Raw genomic sequence first — 15,932 nt, 5'->3', positions numbered from 1 at the left:
GTTGACCTCTACGTCATATAATTGCGCTGGGCAACCGCATCGCATTATATTAGGGAGGTGAGCCCTTTGGATTCCCTCAAGCACGCGCTCAAAGAGTGGGCGGTGGCCATAGAAGCGCTCGAACGGGGCCGCACGGCGCTCCTGATACGCAAGGGCGGCATCCGGGAGAAGTCCTTCGCCGTCCCCGAAGCGCGCTTTTTGCTCTACAAGAGCTACGAGCACCAGCGACCTGATCTTCTCAAACCCGCCTACCGCGACCTGTTGCGGGACATCCCCTCCCGACGCGACGACAAGCCGATCGTCCTCACCTCCCTCGCCGAGGTCGTCGGGGCGTACGAGATCTCCGAACCCGAAGCGCTCGCCGCGCTGGAGCCCCACCACATGTGGAGCCGGGAGTACGCGGAGAAACGTTTCAGGTGGCGCCCGAAGAAGCCGCTCACCGTGCTGGTCCTGCGCACCCACCTGCTCCCCGAGCCGGTGGAGCTCCCCTACAGCGAATCCTACGGCGGATGCAAGAGCTGGGTGGAGCTGGAGAGTCAGGTCCTGATCGAAGGAGCCACACCCGCCCTCGGCGAGCGTGACTTCGAGGAGCTCGCGGCGCCGGCGCTCGAGGTCCTGCAAGATCTCGAGCCCGCGTCCGTGGGCACCTCGTAGAGGAAGGAGATTAGCATGGGCTCGGGCGCAACGCTCCCGGTGATACTCCTCCTCGTAATCCTGATCGTGAGCTGGCAGCTCGTCTACACGGCGAACAAAGATTTGGTACGCACGAAAGCCTGGGGTTATTTCGGGAGGAGGCTGCTCCCCTACGCGATCCTGGTCCTCATGGCGCTGAGCCTCTTCTTCATCCGCTCCGTGCAGCAGGAGTGGGCGCTCATGACGTGGGCCGGCGTCTTCGCCGTCGCGGTCATAGCGTCGAACATATTCTCCTCGCCGGCCGCCGAGAGGCGTGCGAACCGGGCTTTCCGGCGCAAGGACTACGAAGACGCCGCCGAGCAGTACCGGCTCCTGGTCCAGAGTGCCCCCCTCGCCCGCCACTACACCTTCCTCTCCGCCGCCCTCGCGGCGACCGAACGCTACGAGGAGGCGGCCGAGGCGGCCACCGAGGCGATAAGGCGCGACCCCGAGTACGGGCTAGCCTACTACAACCGGGCGATGGTCGAGCGCCGGCTCGGGCACAAGGGCCGCGCGATAAAGGACCTCCGCCGCTCGCTGGAGGCCGACCTTCCCCGCCGCTTCAAGGGAAACGTGCACGCGGCCCTGGAGGAGATGACCTCTTGAGCTTCCTCTACCCGGCGCTCGGCGGGCTGGTCATCCTGTTTTTCCTCGCCCTCGTCGCGGCCCGCCAGTCCCGGGACCTGCTGCGCGCCCGGGCCTACATGGACTTCGTCTGGAGGCTCATCCCATTCTGCACCACGGGCGTGCTCCTCGTCCTCTTGCCCTTCGTGATGCAGCAGGCCATCCCCGGCACCAACTACATGCAGGTGCTCGCCATCTACCTGGTGGGATCCGTCGTGATCATCGCACTGATGGCGCTCGGGGTCTCTCCGGCGGAACGCCGGGCGGCCCGGGCTTTCCGCCGGGAGGAGTACGAGAAGGCGGCCTCGATCTACGAGCAGCTGCTCAAGGAAAGGCCCCTGCCCCGCTACTACTCGGCGCTCGCCGCCTGCCTGGACGCCGCCGGAAACCACCACGCCGCCCTGGACGCCGCGGACCGGGCGGTGAAGCTCGACCCGAAGCTCGGGATCGCCTACTACAACCGGGCCTCGGCGCACGCTGCGCTCGGCGAGAGAGACCTCGCTATAAGCGACCTGCGTGCCGTCTTCCACGCCGACTCGGACCGCCGCCTGCGCCGCGCCGCCGAACGCGCCCTGAAGGGCCTGGAAGGGAGGTAGGCCCGGACGGCTCAGGCTCCCTTCTCCACCGCAGCCCGCGGGGAGAAGGTGAACGCCGCCCAGTGGATGAGGAGGCTGTAGAGGTAGAGGCCCATCGCGAGCGCGGCCGCGACCGTGCCCTTCCCGGCCCAGAGCAGCGGCCACTCGGGCGGGATGTACTGCAACGCCAGCAGAAGCAGCGCCGGAGCGTAGCGCCGGCGGGCGAGGAGCACCAGGATGCCCGGGGTGAGGAGCATCAGGTAGTTGTTCCAGGAGATCGGGGAGAGGAGCAGCGAGGCTGCGACCATGGCCCACAAACCCGCCTCCGAGCCCTTCCACACCCGGTAGCAGGTGTACAGGAGCAGCAGGATCGCGACGGCGTACGCCACGTAGATCATCACCGGCGCTTCGGCGAGCGCGCGGGAGTAGGGATTCCTGGTGAAGAGCCTCGCCGCGGTCCCCGGGAGCGAGGCGTTGTCCCAGTAAGGGTCGACCGAGTTCCCGAACGCCACCCGCAGCCACTCCATGGTGCTCCACGGCCCGAGGGCGAGGGCCGCACCCAGCGTCGCCAGCGCTCCGGCCGCCACCGCCGACCCGAAGGAGACCCACCGGCCGCGCATCACGTACCACAACAACGCCGGCGCGAGCGAGGGCTTCACCGCCACCGCAAGGCCGAGGGCGACGCCGGAGAGGACCCGGCGCCCGCGCCTGTCGGCGACCCAGGAAGCGACGAGCGCGAGGGTGACGACCGCGTATATCTGTCCCAGCGCGAGCGTGGCGAGCAGCGGCGAGGAGAGGAAGAGCGCCCCCGCGGCGAAGGAGGCCCATCCCCCGCCCAGGCGCAGCTCGTGGGCCGTCCAGGCCGTGTAGCAGACGAAGAGAAGCAGCGTCAGCAGGACGAAGATGCGGTAGGCATCGAGCGGCTCGAGCAGGCCGAGCGGGGAGAACACCAGGGTCCAGAACGGTGGGTTCAGGTTCGGGAGGGTGGCGCCCGTGTGGTAGATGTCGCCCCCACCCCACACCGCCTCAGCCGAGAGCCAGAAGGTCTGGAAGTCCACGTGGACCTTCATGGAGGTCGTGGCGATCCGGGAGAGCGTCATCCCCCCGGAGTGCACGTTGACCCACGAGCCGAGCACGAACGCCGCCACAGCGGCGGCGAGCACCAGCGCATCGAGGAGGATTGCGGGTTTCCTCTGGCCCCGGATCATACGGGGCAATCATACGCCACCAGAGAAGCGGCGTTCAGCGAAGCGGAGAGGGGGGGATTCGAACCCCCGGCGCCGGGATAACCGACGCTACGGTTTTCGAGACCGCCGCATTAGTCCGCTCTGCCACCTCTCCGCGGGAGAGTTTAACCTACGTGTCCGCTCCCGTCAGGACCCCTCATCCCGGAGACCACCTCACGCGCCGCGGCGAAGGCGGCGTTGGCGGCGGGCACCCCGCAGTAGACGGCGCTCTGCAGCAGGACCTCCTTTATCTCCGCGAGGCTCATCCCGTCCTCGAGCGCGGCCCGGATGTGCATCTTCAGCTCCTCGAGGTGCCCGAGCGCGACGAGCGCGGTGATGGTCATGCACCGGCGGGTCTTGCGGTCGAGGCCGGGGCGGGTCCAGATCCCGCCCCACGCGTAGCGGGTGATGAACTCCTGGAAGTCCGCGGTGAGGTCGTCCGCGCTCGCGAGCGCCCGGTCGACGTGTTCGTCCCCGAGCACCTCCCGGCGTACCCTGAGCCCCTCCTCGTAGTCCCTTCCGCTCACGAGGTGAGGTGCTCCATTATGGCCCGGGTGACCTCCTCGGGATGCTCGATGTTCACCAGGTGCGCGGAATCCTCCACCACGATCATCCGCGCGTCGGGGATGGCGTCCCGGATGGCCTCGCCGTGCTCCGGCGGGGTCGAGGGGTCGTCGGCCGCGGCGATGACGAGCGTCGGAGCCTTTATCCAGCCGAGGCGGCCGCGCAGGTCCATCTCCCGGATCGCCTCGCAGCAGCCCGCGTACCCCTCGGCCGGGGTCTCGCGCAGCATCCGACCGACCCTCTCGACCTTCTCCGGGTGCTCCCGGCGGAAGCGGGGGGTGAACCAGCGCTCGAGCACCATCTCCTCCATCACGGCGACCCCGTGCTCGCGGGCCGTCTTGGCCCGCTCGGTCCAGCTCTCCTTCGGCCCGAGGAGCGCCGAGGTGCAGCAGAGCACGAGCCGCTCGACGCGCCCGGGGACCTCGCTCGCTACCCACATCCCGACCATACCCCCGATCGAGAGCCCGCAGAAGGAGAACCGGTCGATCCCGAGCCGGTCCAGAAGTGCGAGCACGTCCCCGCCCAGATCGTCGATCGTGTACGGTCCCGGCGGGACCGGGGAGCCGTCGTGCCCCCGGTAGTCGTAGCGCACGAGGCGGAAGCGCTCCCGCAGCACCTCCGCCTGATCGTCCCACATCTCGAGCGTCGTGCCCAGGGAATTGGACAGCACCAGTACCGGCGCGTCCTCGGGACCCTCCAGCTCGTAATGCACCTCCACGCTCAACCCTGCACCTCCTTGCGGTATAGCTCCAGAGCCCGGTCCACGAAAGCCCCCGCAGACCCGAGATACCCCGCCGGGTCGAGAGCCCGATCGAGCTCCTCCCCGGAGAGCGTCCCGGCGATGGCCTCCTCGGCGAGAAGCTCCTCCCGGAAGGCCCCGCCCCCAGAGGCGGTCCGGCGCGCCGCCCGCTCGACGGCCTCGTGCGCCGCGAGCCGCCCGATGCGCCCCGCGGCCGCCGTGACGACCCGTTCGGCGAGGATGAGACCCTCGGTCGCGCCCAGGTTCTGCCGCATCCTCTCCGGATGGACCTCGAGCCCCTCCACCACCTCGCGCACCGCGCACACGGCCCCGCCGGCGTGGGCGAGCGCCCCGCCGAGCGCCTCCCACTCGGCGTGCCAGGAACCGAAGGCCGGCCGCTCGTGCTCGGTCGCCATCGCCTCCTGCAGGGTACTACAGAAGACCCGCACCCGGCGGCAGCTCGCCGCGGCGGTCACGCAGAGGATGGGGTTGCGCTTGTGCGGGAGCGTAGAGGAGCCCCCGCGCCCCTCTCCGGCGGGCTCGGCGACCTCCCCCACCTCGGTCTGCGCCATGAGGATGATATCTCGGGAGATCTTCTCCAGCGCGCCCGCGAGCAGGGAGAGCGCCCCGCCGGCGCGGGCGATGCGCGAGCGCTCGGCGTGCCAGGGGAGCGCGGGCTCCGCAAGGTCGAGCAGCCGGGCGAAGTTCTCGAGCACCACGACCCCCGCCTCCCCGAGCGAGGCGAGCGTCCCGGCCGCACCCCCGAGCTGAGCCGCGAGCCCGGTGCGGCGCACCTCCAGCAGAGCCCGGCGCGCCTCGAGCACCCCGGCGAGCCAGCCGGCGGCCTTGAGCCCGAAGGTCGTAGGGAGGGCCTGCTGCAGGAGCGTCCTCGCGGGCATGAGGGTCTCCCGGTGCTCCCCGGCGAGCCGGGCGCACGCTGCGCAGACGGCGTCCACCTCGGGCAGGAGCATGTCGAGGGTGTGCCGGAGGAGGAGCATCGCCGCCGTGTCGGTGATGTCCTGGCTCGTCGCACCCCGGTGGACGTGGCGGGCGGCCTCCTCCGAGACCCCGGAGACCCTCGCGGTGAGCTCCTTCACCAGAGCCGGCACGGGGTTCCCGGCGGCAGCGGCCCTCTCCCCGATCACCCGCGGGTCGTAGAGCTCGGCCCGGCAGCAGGCGGCTATGGCCCCGGCGTCCCGTTCGCCGATGAGCCCGGCCTCCGCCTCGGCGCGGGCGAGGGCCGCCTCCGCGTCGAGCATCGCCTGCAGCCACGCCCGGTCGGAGACGGCCTCGCGGAAGCGCTCGGGGACGAAGATGGGCCCGAAGAGCTCCCCGCTCATTCGGAGAGCTTGAAGAAGGCCGTCTGCCCCTCGCCCTGCAGGCGGATGTCGAAGCGGTAGCGGTTCTCGCCCTCTTTGCGGGCGATGAGGGTCTCTCGCAACCTCTCGTCCGCTATCGAGCGGAGCACGGGGTCTCCGGCGTTCGCCTCCGCCTCGTCCTCGAAGTAGATGCGGGTTATGAGCTGCTTCAGGAGCCCCCGGGCGAAGACGGCGACCATGATGTGCGGCGCCTGGGTCGTCCCTTCGGGACCGGGCACGGGTCCGGGCTTGAGGGTGACGAAGGAGAAGCGCCCCCCGTCCACGGTACCACTCCTGCCGAAGCCGTGGAAGCCCTCCTCCAGAGGAAGATCCTCCCGGTCATCGGCCGGGTGGTCGTAGCGGCCGGAGGGTGCGGCCTGCCAGATCTCGACGAGCCCGTCCGTCACGGGGTCGCCCGCGCCGTCGTAGAGGGTGCCCTCGATCCTTATGGCCTGCGGATGATCCGGGGAGACGAGCTCCGACCAGTCCTCGCGCAGAAGCCCCAGGCTCAGGTAGGGGCCGACCGTCTGCGAGGGGGTGAGACGCAGCTCTTGCACCTTCTCCTCCGTCATGCGTGCGGCCTCTCGAACGGGGTGGCGTAGCGGCCCTCGAGCACGATGTCGAAGCGGAAGCCGAGCGCCTCCTCCGGGATGGTCGCGTCGAGGTCGAAGGTCGAGATCATGCGCTCCCGCGCCTTCTCGTCGCGCACGGAGTTGAAGATCGGGTCCTGGTAGAAGAGCGGATCCCCGGGGAAGTACATCTGGGTCACGAGCCGGCTCCTGAACGCCCGCCCGAACAGCGAGAAGTGGATGTGCGCCGGGCGCCAGGCGTTGTAGTGGTTCTGCCAGGGGTAGGCCCCGGGCTTTATGGTGACGAAGCGGTAGTAGCCGTCATCGTCGGTCAGGGTCCTTCCCGCCCCGCTGAAGTTCGGGTCTATCGGAGCCGGGTGCTGGTCGACTTTGTGCCGGTAGCGCCCGGCGGCGTTGGCCTGCCAGATCTCGACGAGGGTGTTCCTGACCGGGCGCCCGTCGCCGTCGAGGACCCGGCCGTGTACGATGATCTTCTGCCCCTGCGGCTCGCCCTCGTGCTGGCGGGTGAGGTCGTTGTCGAGCTCGCCCGGCCTGTGGTGCCCGTAGACCGGACCGGTGACGTCCGAGAGGGTCTTGGGCAGGATGATCAGGGGCTCCTTCGGCGCCCGGAGCCGCGTCCCGACGTAGTCGGGGTAGAGGTATGGCGGCTGCTCGATCTCGTCCTCCTGCGGGACGAGGATCTTGCTCCGGTTCTCCGCTGGTTTGTGTTGCACCTTCCTTCCGGCCTCCTCTCTAGTCCACCTTCTCGAGGACCATGGCGATACCCTGGCCCACCCCGATGCACATCGTCGCGAGCCCCAGCGTCGCGTCCTCCCTGCGCCGCATCTCGTGCACGAGCGTGGTGAGGAGGCGCGCCCCGGAGCATCCCAAAGGGTGTCCGAGCGCGATCGCGCCGCCGTTGGGGTTGAGCCTCTCGTCCTCGGGGTCCATCCCCCACTCGTAGAGCACGGCGAGGACCTGCGCCGCGAACGCTTCGTTCAGCTCGACGAGGTCGATGTCGGCCAGCGTTATGCCCGCCCGCTCGAGCGCCTTCCGCGTCGCGGGAACGGGCCCTATGCCCATCACCCGCGGCGGCACCCCGGCGACGCCTATGCTCCTTATCCTCGCCAGGGGCTCGAGGCCGTGGGCCTTCGCGTACTCCTTCGAGACGACGAGCACCGCCGCCGCCCCGTCGTTGAGGGGCGAGGAGTTCCCGGCGGTGACCGTCCCTCCCGGCTTGAAGACGGGCTTCAGTCTGGCGAGCTTCTCCAGGGAGGTGTCGCGCCTCGGGCCCTCGTCGGCCTCGACGAGACGCTCCTCTTTTCTGGTCTTCACCGTGACGGGGACTATCTCCTCGCGCAGCCGCTTTTCGTCCTGGGCGGCGATGGCCTTCCTGTGGCTGCCGAGGGCGAAGCGGTCCTGCCTCTCGCGCGAGATCTCGTACTTCCCGGCGAGGTCCTCGACGAGGTTCTCGGCGGTCATCCCCAGAGAGTCGGTGTGGCCCCACTCCTCCATCTTCGGGTTGGTGAGCCGCCAGCCCAGAGTCGTGTCGTACAGCGTGGTGTGCCCGGTGGGGTACGCCCTCTCGGGCTTCGGCATCACCCACGGCGCGCGGCTCATCGACTCGACCCCGCCGCCGACGTAGACGTCGGCCTCGCCGAGCATGACGGCGCGGGCGGCCTGCGCCACGGCCTCGAGCCCGGAGCCGCACAGTCTGTTCACCGTGGCCCCCGCCACCTCCAGGGGAAAGCCCGCCAGGATCAGGCTCATCCTCGCGACGTTGCGGTTGTCCTCCCCGGCCTGGTTGGCGCACCCGAAGTAGACGTCCTCGACCTCGGAGGGTGGGACGCCGGTGCGCCGCATGAGCTCGGAGAGGGCTATGGCCCCGAGGTCGTCGGGGCGTACCGGGGAGAGGGCCCCGCCGTGCCTGCCGACGGGCGTCCTCACCGCCCCGACGATCCAGGCTTCGTTTGCTCCTCCGTATGCCATCCGCTACAGGCTCCTCTCTCTCATCCCGCTCCTTCTTTCCTCGCCGCCTCGGTCTTCCTCCTGAGCTCGCGCAGGACCCCAAGCTCCTCTTCGGTGGGGGGAGAGGTGGTCTTCAGGTCGTCGGAGACGGCGAGATCCCAGCCGGTCTGCTCTCTCACCTGATCGACCTCCACCCCGGGGTGGACGGCGACGAGCTCGAGCTCTCTGCTCTCCTCCCGGGGCCTCAGGATGCCGAGGTCGGTTATGACCATGGTGGGGCCCGCCCCGGTGTAGCCGAGCCCTTCTCTGGACTTCCCGCCCTTGTAGTGCCCGACGGAGGTGAGGAAGTCCAGGTTCTCGACGAAGGCGCGCCTCTTGTGCCTCAGGATTATGATCACCTCTTTCGCCGAGGCGGCTATCTCGGGTGCGCCCCCGGCCCCGGGCAGCCTCACTTTGGGCTTCTGGTAGTCGCCTATGACGGTGGTGTTTATGTTGGCGTAGCGGTCTATCTGGGCCGCGCCCAGGAACCCCACGTCTATGCGACCGCCCTGCAGCCAGTAGTTGAAGATCTCCGGCACCGTGACCACCGAGTCCGCGTGCTCGGCGAGTTCCCCGTCTCCTATGCTGAGCGGCAACACCTCGGGTTTTGCCCCTATGGTCCCGGACTCGTAGATGAGCATGCAGTTGGGGGCGTGGGTCTTCCTGGCCAGGTTCGCGGCCTCGGAGGGCAGCCCTATCCCGACGAAGCACAGCACCCCATCTCTGAGCTCCCTCGCGGCGGCGATGGACATCATCTCGTCCGCCGCGTAGTCCATCCGGGAGGACTTTTCTTCCTGATGGCTTCTCATCGGGAGACGATCCCCTCCTTTTCTATGCTCTTCAGGTGGGAGGCGTAGTCTTCGACCCCCATCACGTGGCGTTCCATCCACTCCATGAAGGTCTCCCTGTCACGGCTTATCCCGTCCCACGCCTCGTAGAAGGTGTTGTCGCGGTCGTAGTAGCCGTGGGCGTAGGATGGGTAGGCCCCCCTCGGGACCACGCACACCGCGTCTACGGCAACGTGCGGGATCACCGTCTGGAAGTGATGCGGCTCTATCTCATCGACGACCTCCTCCACCGTGACGATCACACTCTCCGCCGAGAGCGCGGCCTCCTTCTGGATGCCGACTATCCCCCAGAGGGCCACGTTGCCCTTTCTATCCGACTGCTGGGCGTGGATCACCGCGACGTCCGGGTTTATGGCCGGCACCGCCACGAGCTCTTCCCCGGTGAACGGACACTTTATGGGGGCTATCGTCTCGGTGACCCGGGAGAGGTCCGTACCCTTGTAGCCCCGCAGAACGGCGAAGGGAAGGCGGGAGGCGCCGGCCACGTAGCGGTTCGCCATCCCCGCGTGGGAGTGCTCCTCTATCTCCAGGGGGCGGGGCCAGCCGTTCTCCACCGCGTCCCGGAAGCGGTGCAGCGAGCCCACCCCGGGGTTGCCGCCCCAGCTGAAGACGAGCTTCCTCGCACATCCCATCCCGATCATCTGGTCGTAAACGAGGTCCGGGGTCATCCTGATCAGGGTGAGGTCTATCTTCCCCTGGCGGATGATCTCGTGGGCGGCGGCGAAGGGGATCAGGTGCGTGAACCCCTCCAGCGCGACCGAGTCCCCGTCCGAGATCAGGGACGAGACCGCTTCTTTGAGGTCCATGATCTTCTCCGATGCACCAGCCATCTACATCCCTTCCCCGCAGACTTCTGCACCGGTCAAATCTCCACCTCCGGGAATCGGAATCCAACCTCTCGAGCCTATTCTGTCATGCCCACAGGAGAGTACAAACACCGACGAGCGGGGACGCGTATGCCGGCAGCCTCCCATTATCAGCCCACCGCTGCTTCGATCTCCTGCAGTATCTCCCGGGTCGAGGCCACCCGGCCGAACACGCGCGAGATGCTCTCGAGCGTCGCGGCGTGCGAGGGCTCGTCCAGCCCGCCGTTGGCGTCGCTCGCGAAGACGACCGGGATACCCGAGCCGCGCGCAGCCTCTAAGAGCCAGCAGATGTTCGGCAGGCACTTCCCGATCACGAGCAAGGCGGAGCTTCCCGGACGCACGGTCCAGTCTAGCCCCCCGCTCCCGATAGAGCTCTTCACGCCACGGCTCAATGCACAACCTTCCCGGCGGAGACCTCCCGGCGCCCGACCCGCACCGGCGCGGTCTCCTTTATCCCAAAGGCCAGAAGCGCACACACGAAAGAACCACCCGCAGCTATCCACAAAGGAGCGGCTATCCCGAAGTGGTCCGCCGCCACACCGGCCACCGTCGGCGCCACCGTCCCGCCCACGAGCTCGCCTATCAGCTGGGTGAGCCCCACCGCCGTCGCCACGTAGGCCGCGGGCAGCGACTCACCGGGGATTATCGCCATGAAGATGGGGAACGCCCCCTGCCCGAGGGCCGTCAGGAAGCCTATCACCATCATCTTCTCCACCGAGGCGTGTATCAGCGCCAGGCATATGGGCGAGAGCGTGGTTATGAAGGCGAAGGCTATGAGCGTGGGCTTCCGGCCCACCCGGTCGGAGATAGCAGGTCCCACGAAACCCCAGACGAAAGTCCCGAAGCCCACGGCCCCCATGATGAGCCCCATGTCCGTCGGGGAGTAGTGCGCCCCTTCGGTGAGAAACGTCGGCGCGAAGCTGGTGAAGGCGAAAAGCCAGGTCATGAAGAACGCCGAGATGAGAACGCAGAACCACACGTTGCGGTTTCTGAAGACCATCCCGAAGTCGCTCCTTCGGATGCGGCCGTGCTCCTCCACTCCGGCCGTCCTCGCGGGCTCGCGCATGTACTTCAAGAGGACGAAGAACATAACCAGCCCCGGCACCCCGACCAGGTAGAACGCGTAGTGCCAGGAGTAGTGCACGGCGATGGCCGTGACGATTATCGGCGTGAGGGTGGCGCCGATGAGCCCCGTGGAGCTCTGCACGAAGCCCAAATTGAAACCGCGCCTCTCCTCGGAAGAATCCGCCATCACGCTGGCCTGCGCTATCGGCAGCACCGGCCCCTCGGAGACGCCCATGAGCCCTCTCACCACGATCAGCATGATGAAGCTCCTGGCGAGACCCGAGAGGAACGAGAACAGCGAAAACGCCAGCGTGATCGGCAAAAGCACCTTCTTCCTCGAGCCGATGAGATCCGAGAAAGACCCAAAAACGAACCCCGAGATGGCCCAGCAGATCGAGAGGACTGAGACGATGAGGCCTATCTCGGCGTTGTTGAGCTTGAGATCCGGAGCGATGAACGGGAAAAGGTAGACCACGCTCAGACGCTCCATAAAAACGAAACCGAAGACGAAGAACATCATCAAAACTACCGCGTTCTCGTAGCGGAAGAACGTTCTTCTCTGACGGTGCTCCTCCGTCACCGTTCTCCTCTCCTTTCCTGAAGGCGAATGGGACTACCTGCCGCTTCCATGCGGCTCCGAAAGGTACTCCTCCCCACCGAGCACCTCCTCGAACTCCGGGTCGAAGGGCAACCCGGTGTAGTTCTCGGCGAGGCTCTCGGAGGCGGCCCGGGAGCCCGTGACGTAGTCGAGCTCGGCGAGCTGCAGTCTGATCTGGAAGGGATCGTCCCCGGGGAAGCGGTGCAGCATCGAGGTCATCCACCACGAGAAGCGGCTCGCCTTCCATACCCGCCGCAGGCAGACCTCCGAGTAGCGCTCGATGAGCTCCTCGCTGCCGCGGGCGTAGTACTCGCCCAAGGCCCGCGCGAGCACGCGTACGTCGGAGGCGGCCAGGTTCATCCCCTTGGCCCCGGTGGGCGGTACGATGTGCGCGGCGTCTCCGGCGAGAAAGAGCCTGCCGTGGCGCATCGGCTCGGCGACGTAGCTGCGCATCGCCACGACTCCCTTCTCGATGATCGGGCCCTCCACCAGCCGCCAGCCGTCGAGCGCGACCCGCGCCTGCATCTCCTCCCAGATCCTCTCCTCGCTCCACGCATCCGGGTCCTCGTGAGGGTCGCACTGGAAGTACATCCGCTGTATCCGCGGCGAGCGGGTGCTTATGAGCGCGAAGCCGCGCTCGTGGTTGGTGTAGATGAGCTCCTCCGTCGAGGGCGGAGCCTCGACGAGTATCCCGAACCACCCGAAGGGATAGAACCTCTCGTATTCGCGCAGAGCCCCCTCCGGAACCGAACGTCGGCTCACCCCGTGGAAGCCGTCCGCCCCGACCACGAAGTCGCAGACGAGCTCTTCCTGCTCCCCATCCTTCTCGAAGCGGACCTTCGGATTCTCGCTCTCGAGGTCAGAGATCGAGACGGCAGGGGCCTCGAAGTAAACCTCCCCACCCGCCTCGAGCCGGGCTTTTATCAGGTCTTTTACCACCTCGTGCTGGCCGTAGATGGTGATGGATCTCCCGACGAGATCCTCGAAGTCCACCCTCTCCCTGCGGCCTCCGAACTGGAGGTTTATCCCGCGGTGGACGGAACCCTCACGGCGCATGCGTTCTCCGAGGCCGGTCCTCTCCAGAAGGTCCGCCGTCCCCTGCTCGAGCACGCCGGCCCGGATCTCGGTCTCGAGCGTCCTGCGGCTGCGGCGCTCGAGAACCACCGATTCGATCCCCTGCAGGTGCAGGAGGTGCGAGAGCAGAAGCCCCGCCGGTCCTCCACCTACTATGCCTACCTGAGTGCGTATCTTTCTCCCACCTTTCTCTCTTTCTCACCGTATCCGCGTGCCCCCGGCATCCGCAGGTCCACACCCAGCCTCGACCGCAGCACCCATCGCACAACTTCAAAACCGTGGGCGAACCAACCTTACCGAGAGCCAGATTCTGGGAGACATTCTCTCCTCCTTCCGTAGCCCGACAGGGCGCGCGGATCTACTCTGCCCCTTTCGGCATCAGTATCCCTCCGGTCAGGCCATAGCGCAAATACCCATTGGATGGGCAGCATATACTTTTCGGATATACCAACGAACTCAGGTCCGGGGGTCGTATTCCGGGACCTCGGCGGCCTCTTCTGCAGCGTCGTCCCTGCGGGTCCTGCGGGTCTCGCGAACGAACAGCAGCAGGATGAACCCGCAGAAGATGAGCGCGGTGTCCAGGAAGAGGGCGGCGTGCCAGTTGCCCGTGGCGTCGCGGAGTGCGCCGCTGATGGACGGGGAGAGTATGGCGCCCATCTCGCCGATCAGGTTCATCATCCCGAACATCGCGCCGAGGTAGGCCGGGTTCGTCAGGTCGGCGGCGAGCGCCTGGGCCATCGGCTGGAGGGCGTTGAAGAAGAGGCTGGCGAAGAAGATCAGGGCGCCGAGCGCAGCGAGTGCGCCGCCGCCCTTCGCCACGTAGACGGAGAAGGCGAGGGTGAGCACCCCCTGGATGAAGGTGAAGGCGACGAGCATCCCCTTGCGCCCCCACCCCCGCCGCTTGGTGTAGTCGGCGAGCCAGCCTCCGGCCGGGTAGCCGATTATCCCGGCGAGACCGAAGAAGAGCGCGGTCAGCGCGGCCTGCAGGAAAGTGGAGCCGGAGGCCGCCTGCGAGACGATCGATACCGACCAGAAGCTGAAGAACCAGAGGTTCCACAGGATAGGTATGAAGGCGAGGTAGATCAGGAACAGCGAGCGGTCGTAGAGCACGGGGCCTATCCGCCCGCCCAGCCGGACGAAGACCAGAGCCACGAGGGCCAGGGCCACGACCGTTATGATCACGGCCACCCCCCAGTCCGGCAGCCCGGCGCGGATGGCGAAGAAGTAGGTGGCTATTATGATGACGAAGAAGGCTACGGCGTAACCGATCAGAGCCCCGAAAGCAGAGGGGTATGCCGGGGAGAAGCGGTGAGGTTCTCCCTGCCCGCTGAAGAAGCGGTGCATCCCGAGCCCGATGAGGAGCGCGATCACGCCGAGCACGATGAACGGCATCCTCCACGCCCCGCCCGTCCCGAACACCGAAGACCCGAAGCCGAGCAGCGGAGAGACGGTGAGGAATGCAAGGGTTATGCCTATGGAGAGCCCTGTTATCACCACGCCCATGCCGAGGCTGCGTTTCTCGAACGGGGTCTGGGTGGTTATGATGCTGCGGTCGTTGGAGTAGAACATCCCCGTACCGAGCCCGGTGATCGCACGCAGGGCGACGAGCCCGAGTATCGCGGTCGCAAGCCCGCTCAGAACGGTCGCCACGCCGGTCCACACGATGCTTATGACGACCACCGTACGGTGCCCGAACCTGTCGCCGATATACCCGCCGGGAAACTGCATCAGGGCGTACCCGGCGAAGAGCAGGCTTCCGACCAGCCCGCCGAGCGCGTAGGGATTTTGCACCCCCTGGAAGAGCGGAACCTTGTTGTCGATCATGTAGCTCACGACCGGGCCGGTGATCGTGCGGTCGAGCCCACTCGCCACCCACCCGAGCATGAGCCAGACCCAGAGCCCCCGGTACCCGGGGTAGGGTGCGGTTCGTCCTCTGGTCTCCACGAGATCCTCCTTCCTCACCCGGCGTATGCACATCACCTCCGCGGGATGCCGAGCATGCACCGGAGCCTCCCACATCACCCGACGTTCGTATTCTGCGGTACCGACGCACCCAAGGTCCAATACCGGTTCGATGTTACAGATATATCTTTCGGGTATGCCAGAGACGGGACGCCGGAGGAGAGGCCGCTTCAGCTTTGGCCCGGGGGCCGGCCGGGGTTATCCGGAGGTGTTGCCTATGACCTCGAGCATCCCCTGGTGCAGTGGTCCGTTGCTCGCGAGTATCTCCCGGTCCTCCATGTCCGGTGGGTCACCGCGGTAATCCGTCACCCGCCCGCCGGCCTCTTCCAGGATCAGGGCCCCGGCCGCCACGTCCCACGGCCAGACGCCGCGCTCGTAGTAGCCGTCGAGCCGGCCGCAGGCCACGTAGCAGAGGTCTATGGCGGCGGAGCCCAGCCTCCTGATGCTGCGCGTGCGCGAGGCGAAGCGCCCGAAGAGCTCCAGAGCCTCCGGCAGCTCGCTCCTGTCGTAGGGAAAACCGGTGGCCAGGAGGGCGTGGATGAGCTCGCCGGTCTTCGTGGGCGTGATGGGTTCGCCGTTGAGGAAGGCTCCTTCGCCACGCCGGGCGGTGAACAGCTCGTCCCTCATCGGATCGTAGACGACGCCGAGGACGAGGTCGTCTTCCCTCTGCAGAGCGATGGAGACGGCGAAGATGGGCAGGGCGTGGGCGAAGTTTATCGTCCCGTCGAGAGGATCGACGATCCAGCGCGCCTCATCCTCCCCGGCCGTCTGGCCGCTCTCCTCGGCCAGCATGCCGTAGGCAGGGAAAGCGCCGAGAAGGGCCTCCTTGATCAGACGCTCCGACTCCTCGTCGGTCTCCGTGACCAGATCCACCTCACCCTTGTACCGGACTTTCCCTCCCCTACCGAAGCCGGCGCGCAGCACCTCTCCCGCCGCCCTCGCCGTCTCGATTGACGCCTCGAGCTCGTCAGCCAACCGGTTCTCCTTCCGTTCCGCCGGACGATCTGCCACCAGAATGGTAGGAGCGTCAGGGAAGAGAGGCAACCAGGCAGACGGCAGGCTGCGCACGTCGGGATGCCGGAGCCTCCGCGAAGATACGTCCGCTGCCGCTCTGATTTCGTTTTTCTTATCTGCGGTAGGCGGTGCGGGCGTACTCGACCAGGGGAGCGGGCTGCACGGTGGCCC

17 protein-coding genes and 1 tRNA gene are annotated in these 15,932 nt (G+C 67.3%); 3 read left to right on the top strand and 15 right to left on the bottom strand.

All coding sequences use genetic code 11. The features are described from left to right. Nucleotides 1-66: 66 nt before the first annotated feature. The 3 genes from AC6EKW_RS12990 to AC6EKW_RS12980 are packed head-to-tail and all read left to right on the top strand — an operon-like array spanning nucleotide 67 to nucleotide 1,892. Nucleotides 67-654, top strand: coding sequence for a DUF1802 family protein (locus tag AC6EKW_RS12990; RefSeq protein ID WP_498514609.1), 588 nt, complete (start codon nucleotides 67-69; stop codon nucleotides 652-654). A 15-nt stretch (nucleotides 655-669) separates the two neighbouring features. After that, nucleotides 670-1,278: a hypothetical protein gene (locus AC6EKW_RS12985; RefSeq protein ID WP_498514608.1), complete on the top strand. Its 609-nt coding sequence runs from the start codon at nucleotides 670-672 to the stop codon at nucleotides 1,276-1,278. Further along, complete coding sequence (locus AC6EKW_RS12980; protein WP_498514607.1) at nucleotides 1,275-1,892, top strand: tetratricopeptide repeat protein; 618 nt, start codon at nucleotides 1,275-1,277, stop codon at nucleotides 1,890-1,892. Before AC6EKW_RS12985 ends, AC6EKW_RS12980 begins: the two co-directional genes overlap by 4 nt. A gap of 11 nt (nucleotides 1,893-1,903) precedes the next feature. Here AC6EKW_RS12980 and AC6EKW_RS12975 read toward each other — a convergent pair whose 3' ends face one another. From AC6EKW_RS12975 to AC6EKW_RS12905, 15 genes are all read right to left on the bottom strand, one after another. Then, nucleotides 1,904-3,079, bottom strand: a complete 1,176-nt coding sequence (locus AC6EKW_RS12975) for a glycosyltransferase family 87 protein (RefSeq protein WP_273888936.1) — start codon at nucleotides 3,077-3,079, stop codon at nucleotides 1,904-1,906. Between the two features lie 43 nt (nucleotides 3,080-3,122). Next, a tRNA-Ser gene (locus tag AC6EKW_RS12970) sits at nucleotides 3,123-3,212 on the bottom strand. A gap of 10 nt (nucleotides 3,213-3,222) precedes the next feature. Next, nucleotides 3,223-3,624, bottom strand: a complete 402-nt coding sequence (pcaC, locus tag AC6EKW_RS12965; RefSeq protein WP_273842076.1) for a 4-carboxymuconolactone decarboxylase — start codon at nucleotides 3,622-3,624, stop codon at nucleotides 3,223-3,225. Continuing rightward, nucleotides 3,621-4,379 carry a 3-oxoadipate enol-lactonase gene (gene pcaD, locus AC6EKW_RS12960; protein WP_273888949.1) on the bottom strand — a complete coding sequence of 253 codons (759 nt, stop codon included), beginning with the start codon at nucleotides 4,377-4,379 and terminating at the stop codon, nucleotides 3,621-3,623. The genes pcaC and pcaD overlap by 4 nt, the downstream gene beginning before the upstream one ends. 2 nt (nucleotides 4,380-4,381) lie before the next feature. After that, nucleotides 4,382-5,740, bottom strand: coding sequence for a 3-carboxy-cis,cis-muconate cycloisomerase (gene pcaB / locus AC6EKW_RS12955; protein WP_273888937.1), 1,359 nt, complete (start codon nucleotides 5,738-5,740; stop codon nucleotides 4,382-4,384). After that, the gene (gene pcaG / locus AC6EKW_RS12950) at nucleotides 5,737-6,330 is read right to left on the bottom strand and encodes a protocatechuate 3,4-dioxygenase subunit alpha (RefSeq protein WP_498514606.1); all 594 of its coding nucleotides are present in this window, start codon (nucleotides 6,328-6,330) and stop codon (nucleotides 5,737-5,739) included. The genes pcaB and pcaG overlap by 4 nt, the downstream gene beginning before the upstream one ends. Next, on the bottom strand, nucleotides 6,327-7,028 hold the full coding sequence (pcaH, locus tag AC6EKW_RS12945; protein WP_420541868.1) for a protocatechuate 3,4-dioxygenase subunit beta: 702 nt from the start codon (nucleotides 7,026-7,028) through the stop codon (nucleotides 6,327-6,329). The genes pcaG and pcaH overlap by 4 nt, the downstream gene beginning before the upstream one ends. 52 nt (nucleotides 7,029-7,080) lie before the next feature. Next, a complete protein-coding gene (locus tag AC6EKW_RS12940; RefSeq protein ID WP_498514605.1) occupies nucleotides 7,081-8,316 on the bottom strand; it encodes a thiolase family protein in 1,236 nt (411 codons plus the stop codon). Between the two features lie 20 nt (nucleotides 8,317-8,336). Continuing rightward, nucleotides 8,337-9,143 carry a CoA-transferase subunit beta gene (locus AC6EKW_RS12935; RefSeq protein ID WP_498514604.1) on the bottom strand — a complete coding sequence of 269 codons (807 nt, stop codon included), beginning with the start codon at nucleotides 9,141-9,143 and terminating at the stop codon, nucleotides 8,337-8,339. Beyond that, a complete protein-coding gene (locus AC6EKW_RS12930) occupies nucleotides 9,140-10,012 on the bottom strand; it encodes a CoA transferase subunit A (protein WP_498514603.1) in 873 nt (290 codons plus the stop codon). Before AC6EKW_RS12930 ends, AC6EKW_RS12935 begins: the two co-directional genes overlap by 4 nt. A 146-nt stretch (nucleotides 10,013-10,158) precedes the next feature. Next, entirely contained in the window at nucleotides 10,159-10,440 is a 282-nt protein-coding gene (locus tag AC6EKW_RS12925) for a hypothetical protein (RefSeq protein WP_498514602.1), read from the bottom strand. After that, on the bottom strand, nucleotides 10,437-11,693 hold the full coding sequence (locus tag AC6EKW_RS12920) for an MFS transporter (RefSeq protein WP_498514601.1): 1,257 nt from the start codon (nucleotides 11,691-11,693) through the stop codon (nucleotides 10,437-10,439). Before AC6EKW_RS12920 ends, AC6EKW_RS12925 begins: the two co-directional genes overlap by 4 nt. 33 nt (nucleotides 11,694-11,726) lie before the next feature. After that, nucleotides 11,727-12,959: a 4-hydroxybenzoate 3-monooxygenase gene (pobA, locus tag AC6EKW_RS12915; protein WP_498514627.1), complete on the bottom strand. Its 1,233-nt coding sequence runs from the start codon at nucleotides 12,957-12,959 to the stop codon at nucleotides 11,727-11,729. 282 nt (nucleotides 12,960-13,241) lie between these two features. Further along, entirely contained in the window at nucleotides 13,242-14,789 is a 1,548-nt protein-coding gene (locus AC6EKW_RS12910; protein ID WP_498514600.1) for an MFS transporter, read from the bottom strand. Between the two features lie 156 nt (nucleotides 14,790-14,945). Next, the gene (locus tag AC6EKW_RS12905; RefSeq protein WP_498514599.1) at nucleotides 14,946-15,722 is read right to left on the bottom strand and encodes an inositol monophosphatase family protein; all 777 of its coding nucleotides are present in this window, start codon (nucleotides 15,720-15,722) and stop codon (nucleotides 14,946-14,948) included. Nucleotides 15,723-15,932: the final 210 nt, after the last annotated feature.

The sequence above is a fragment of the Rubrobacter sp. M3-4 genome (assembly GCF_059772285.1).
This window is presented reverse-complemented; position numbering and strand designations above follow the sequence as displayed.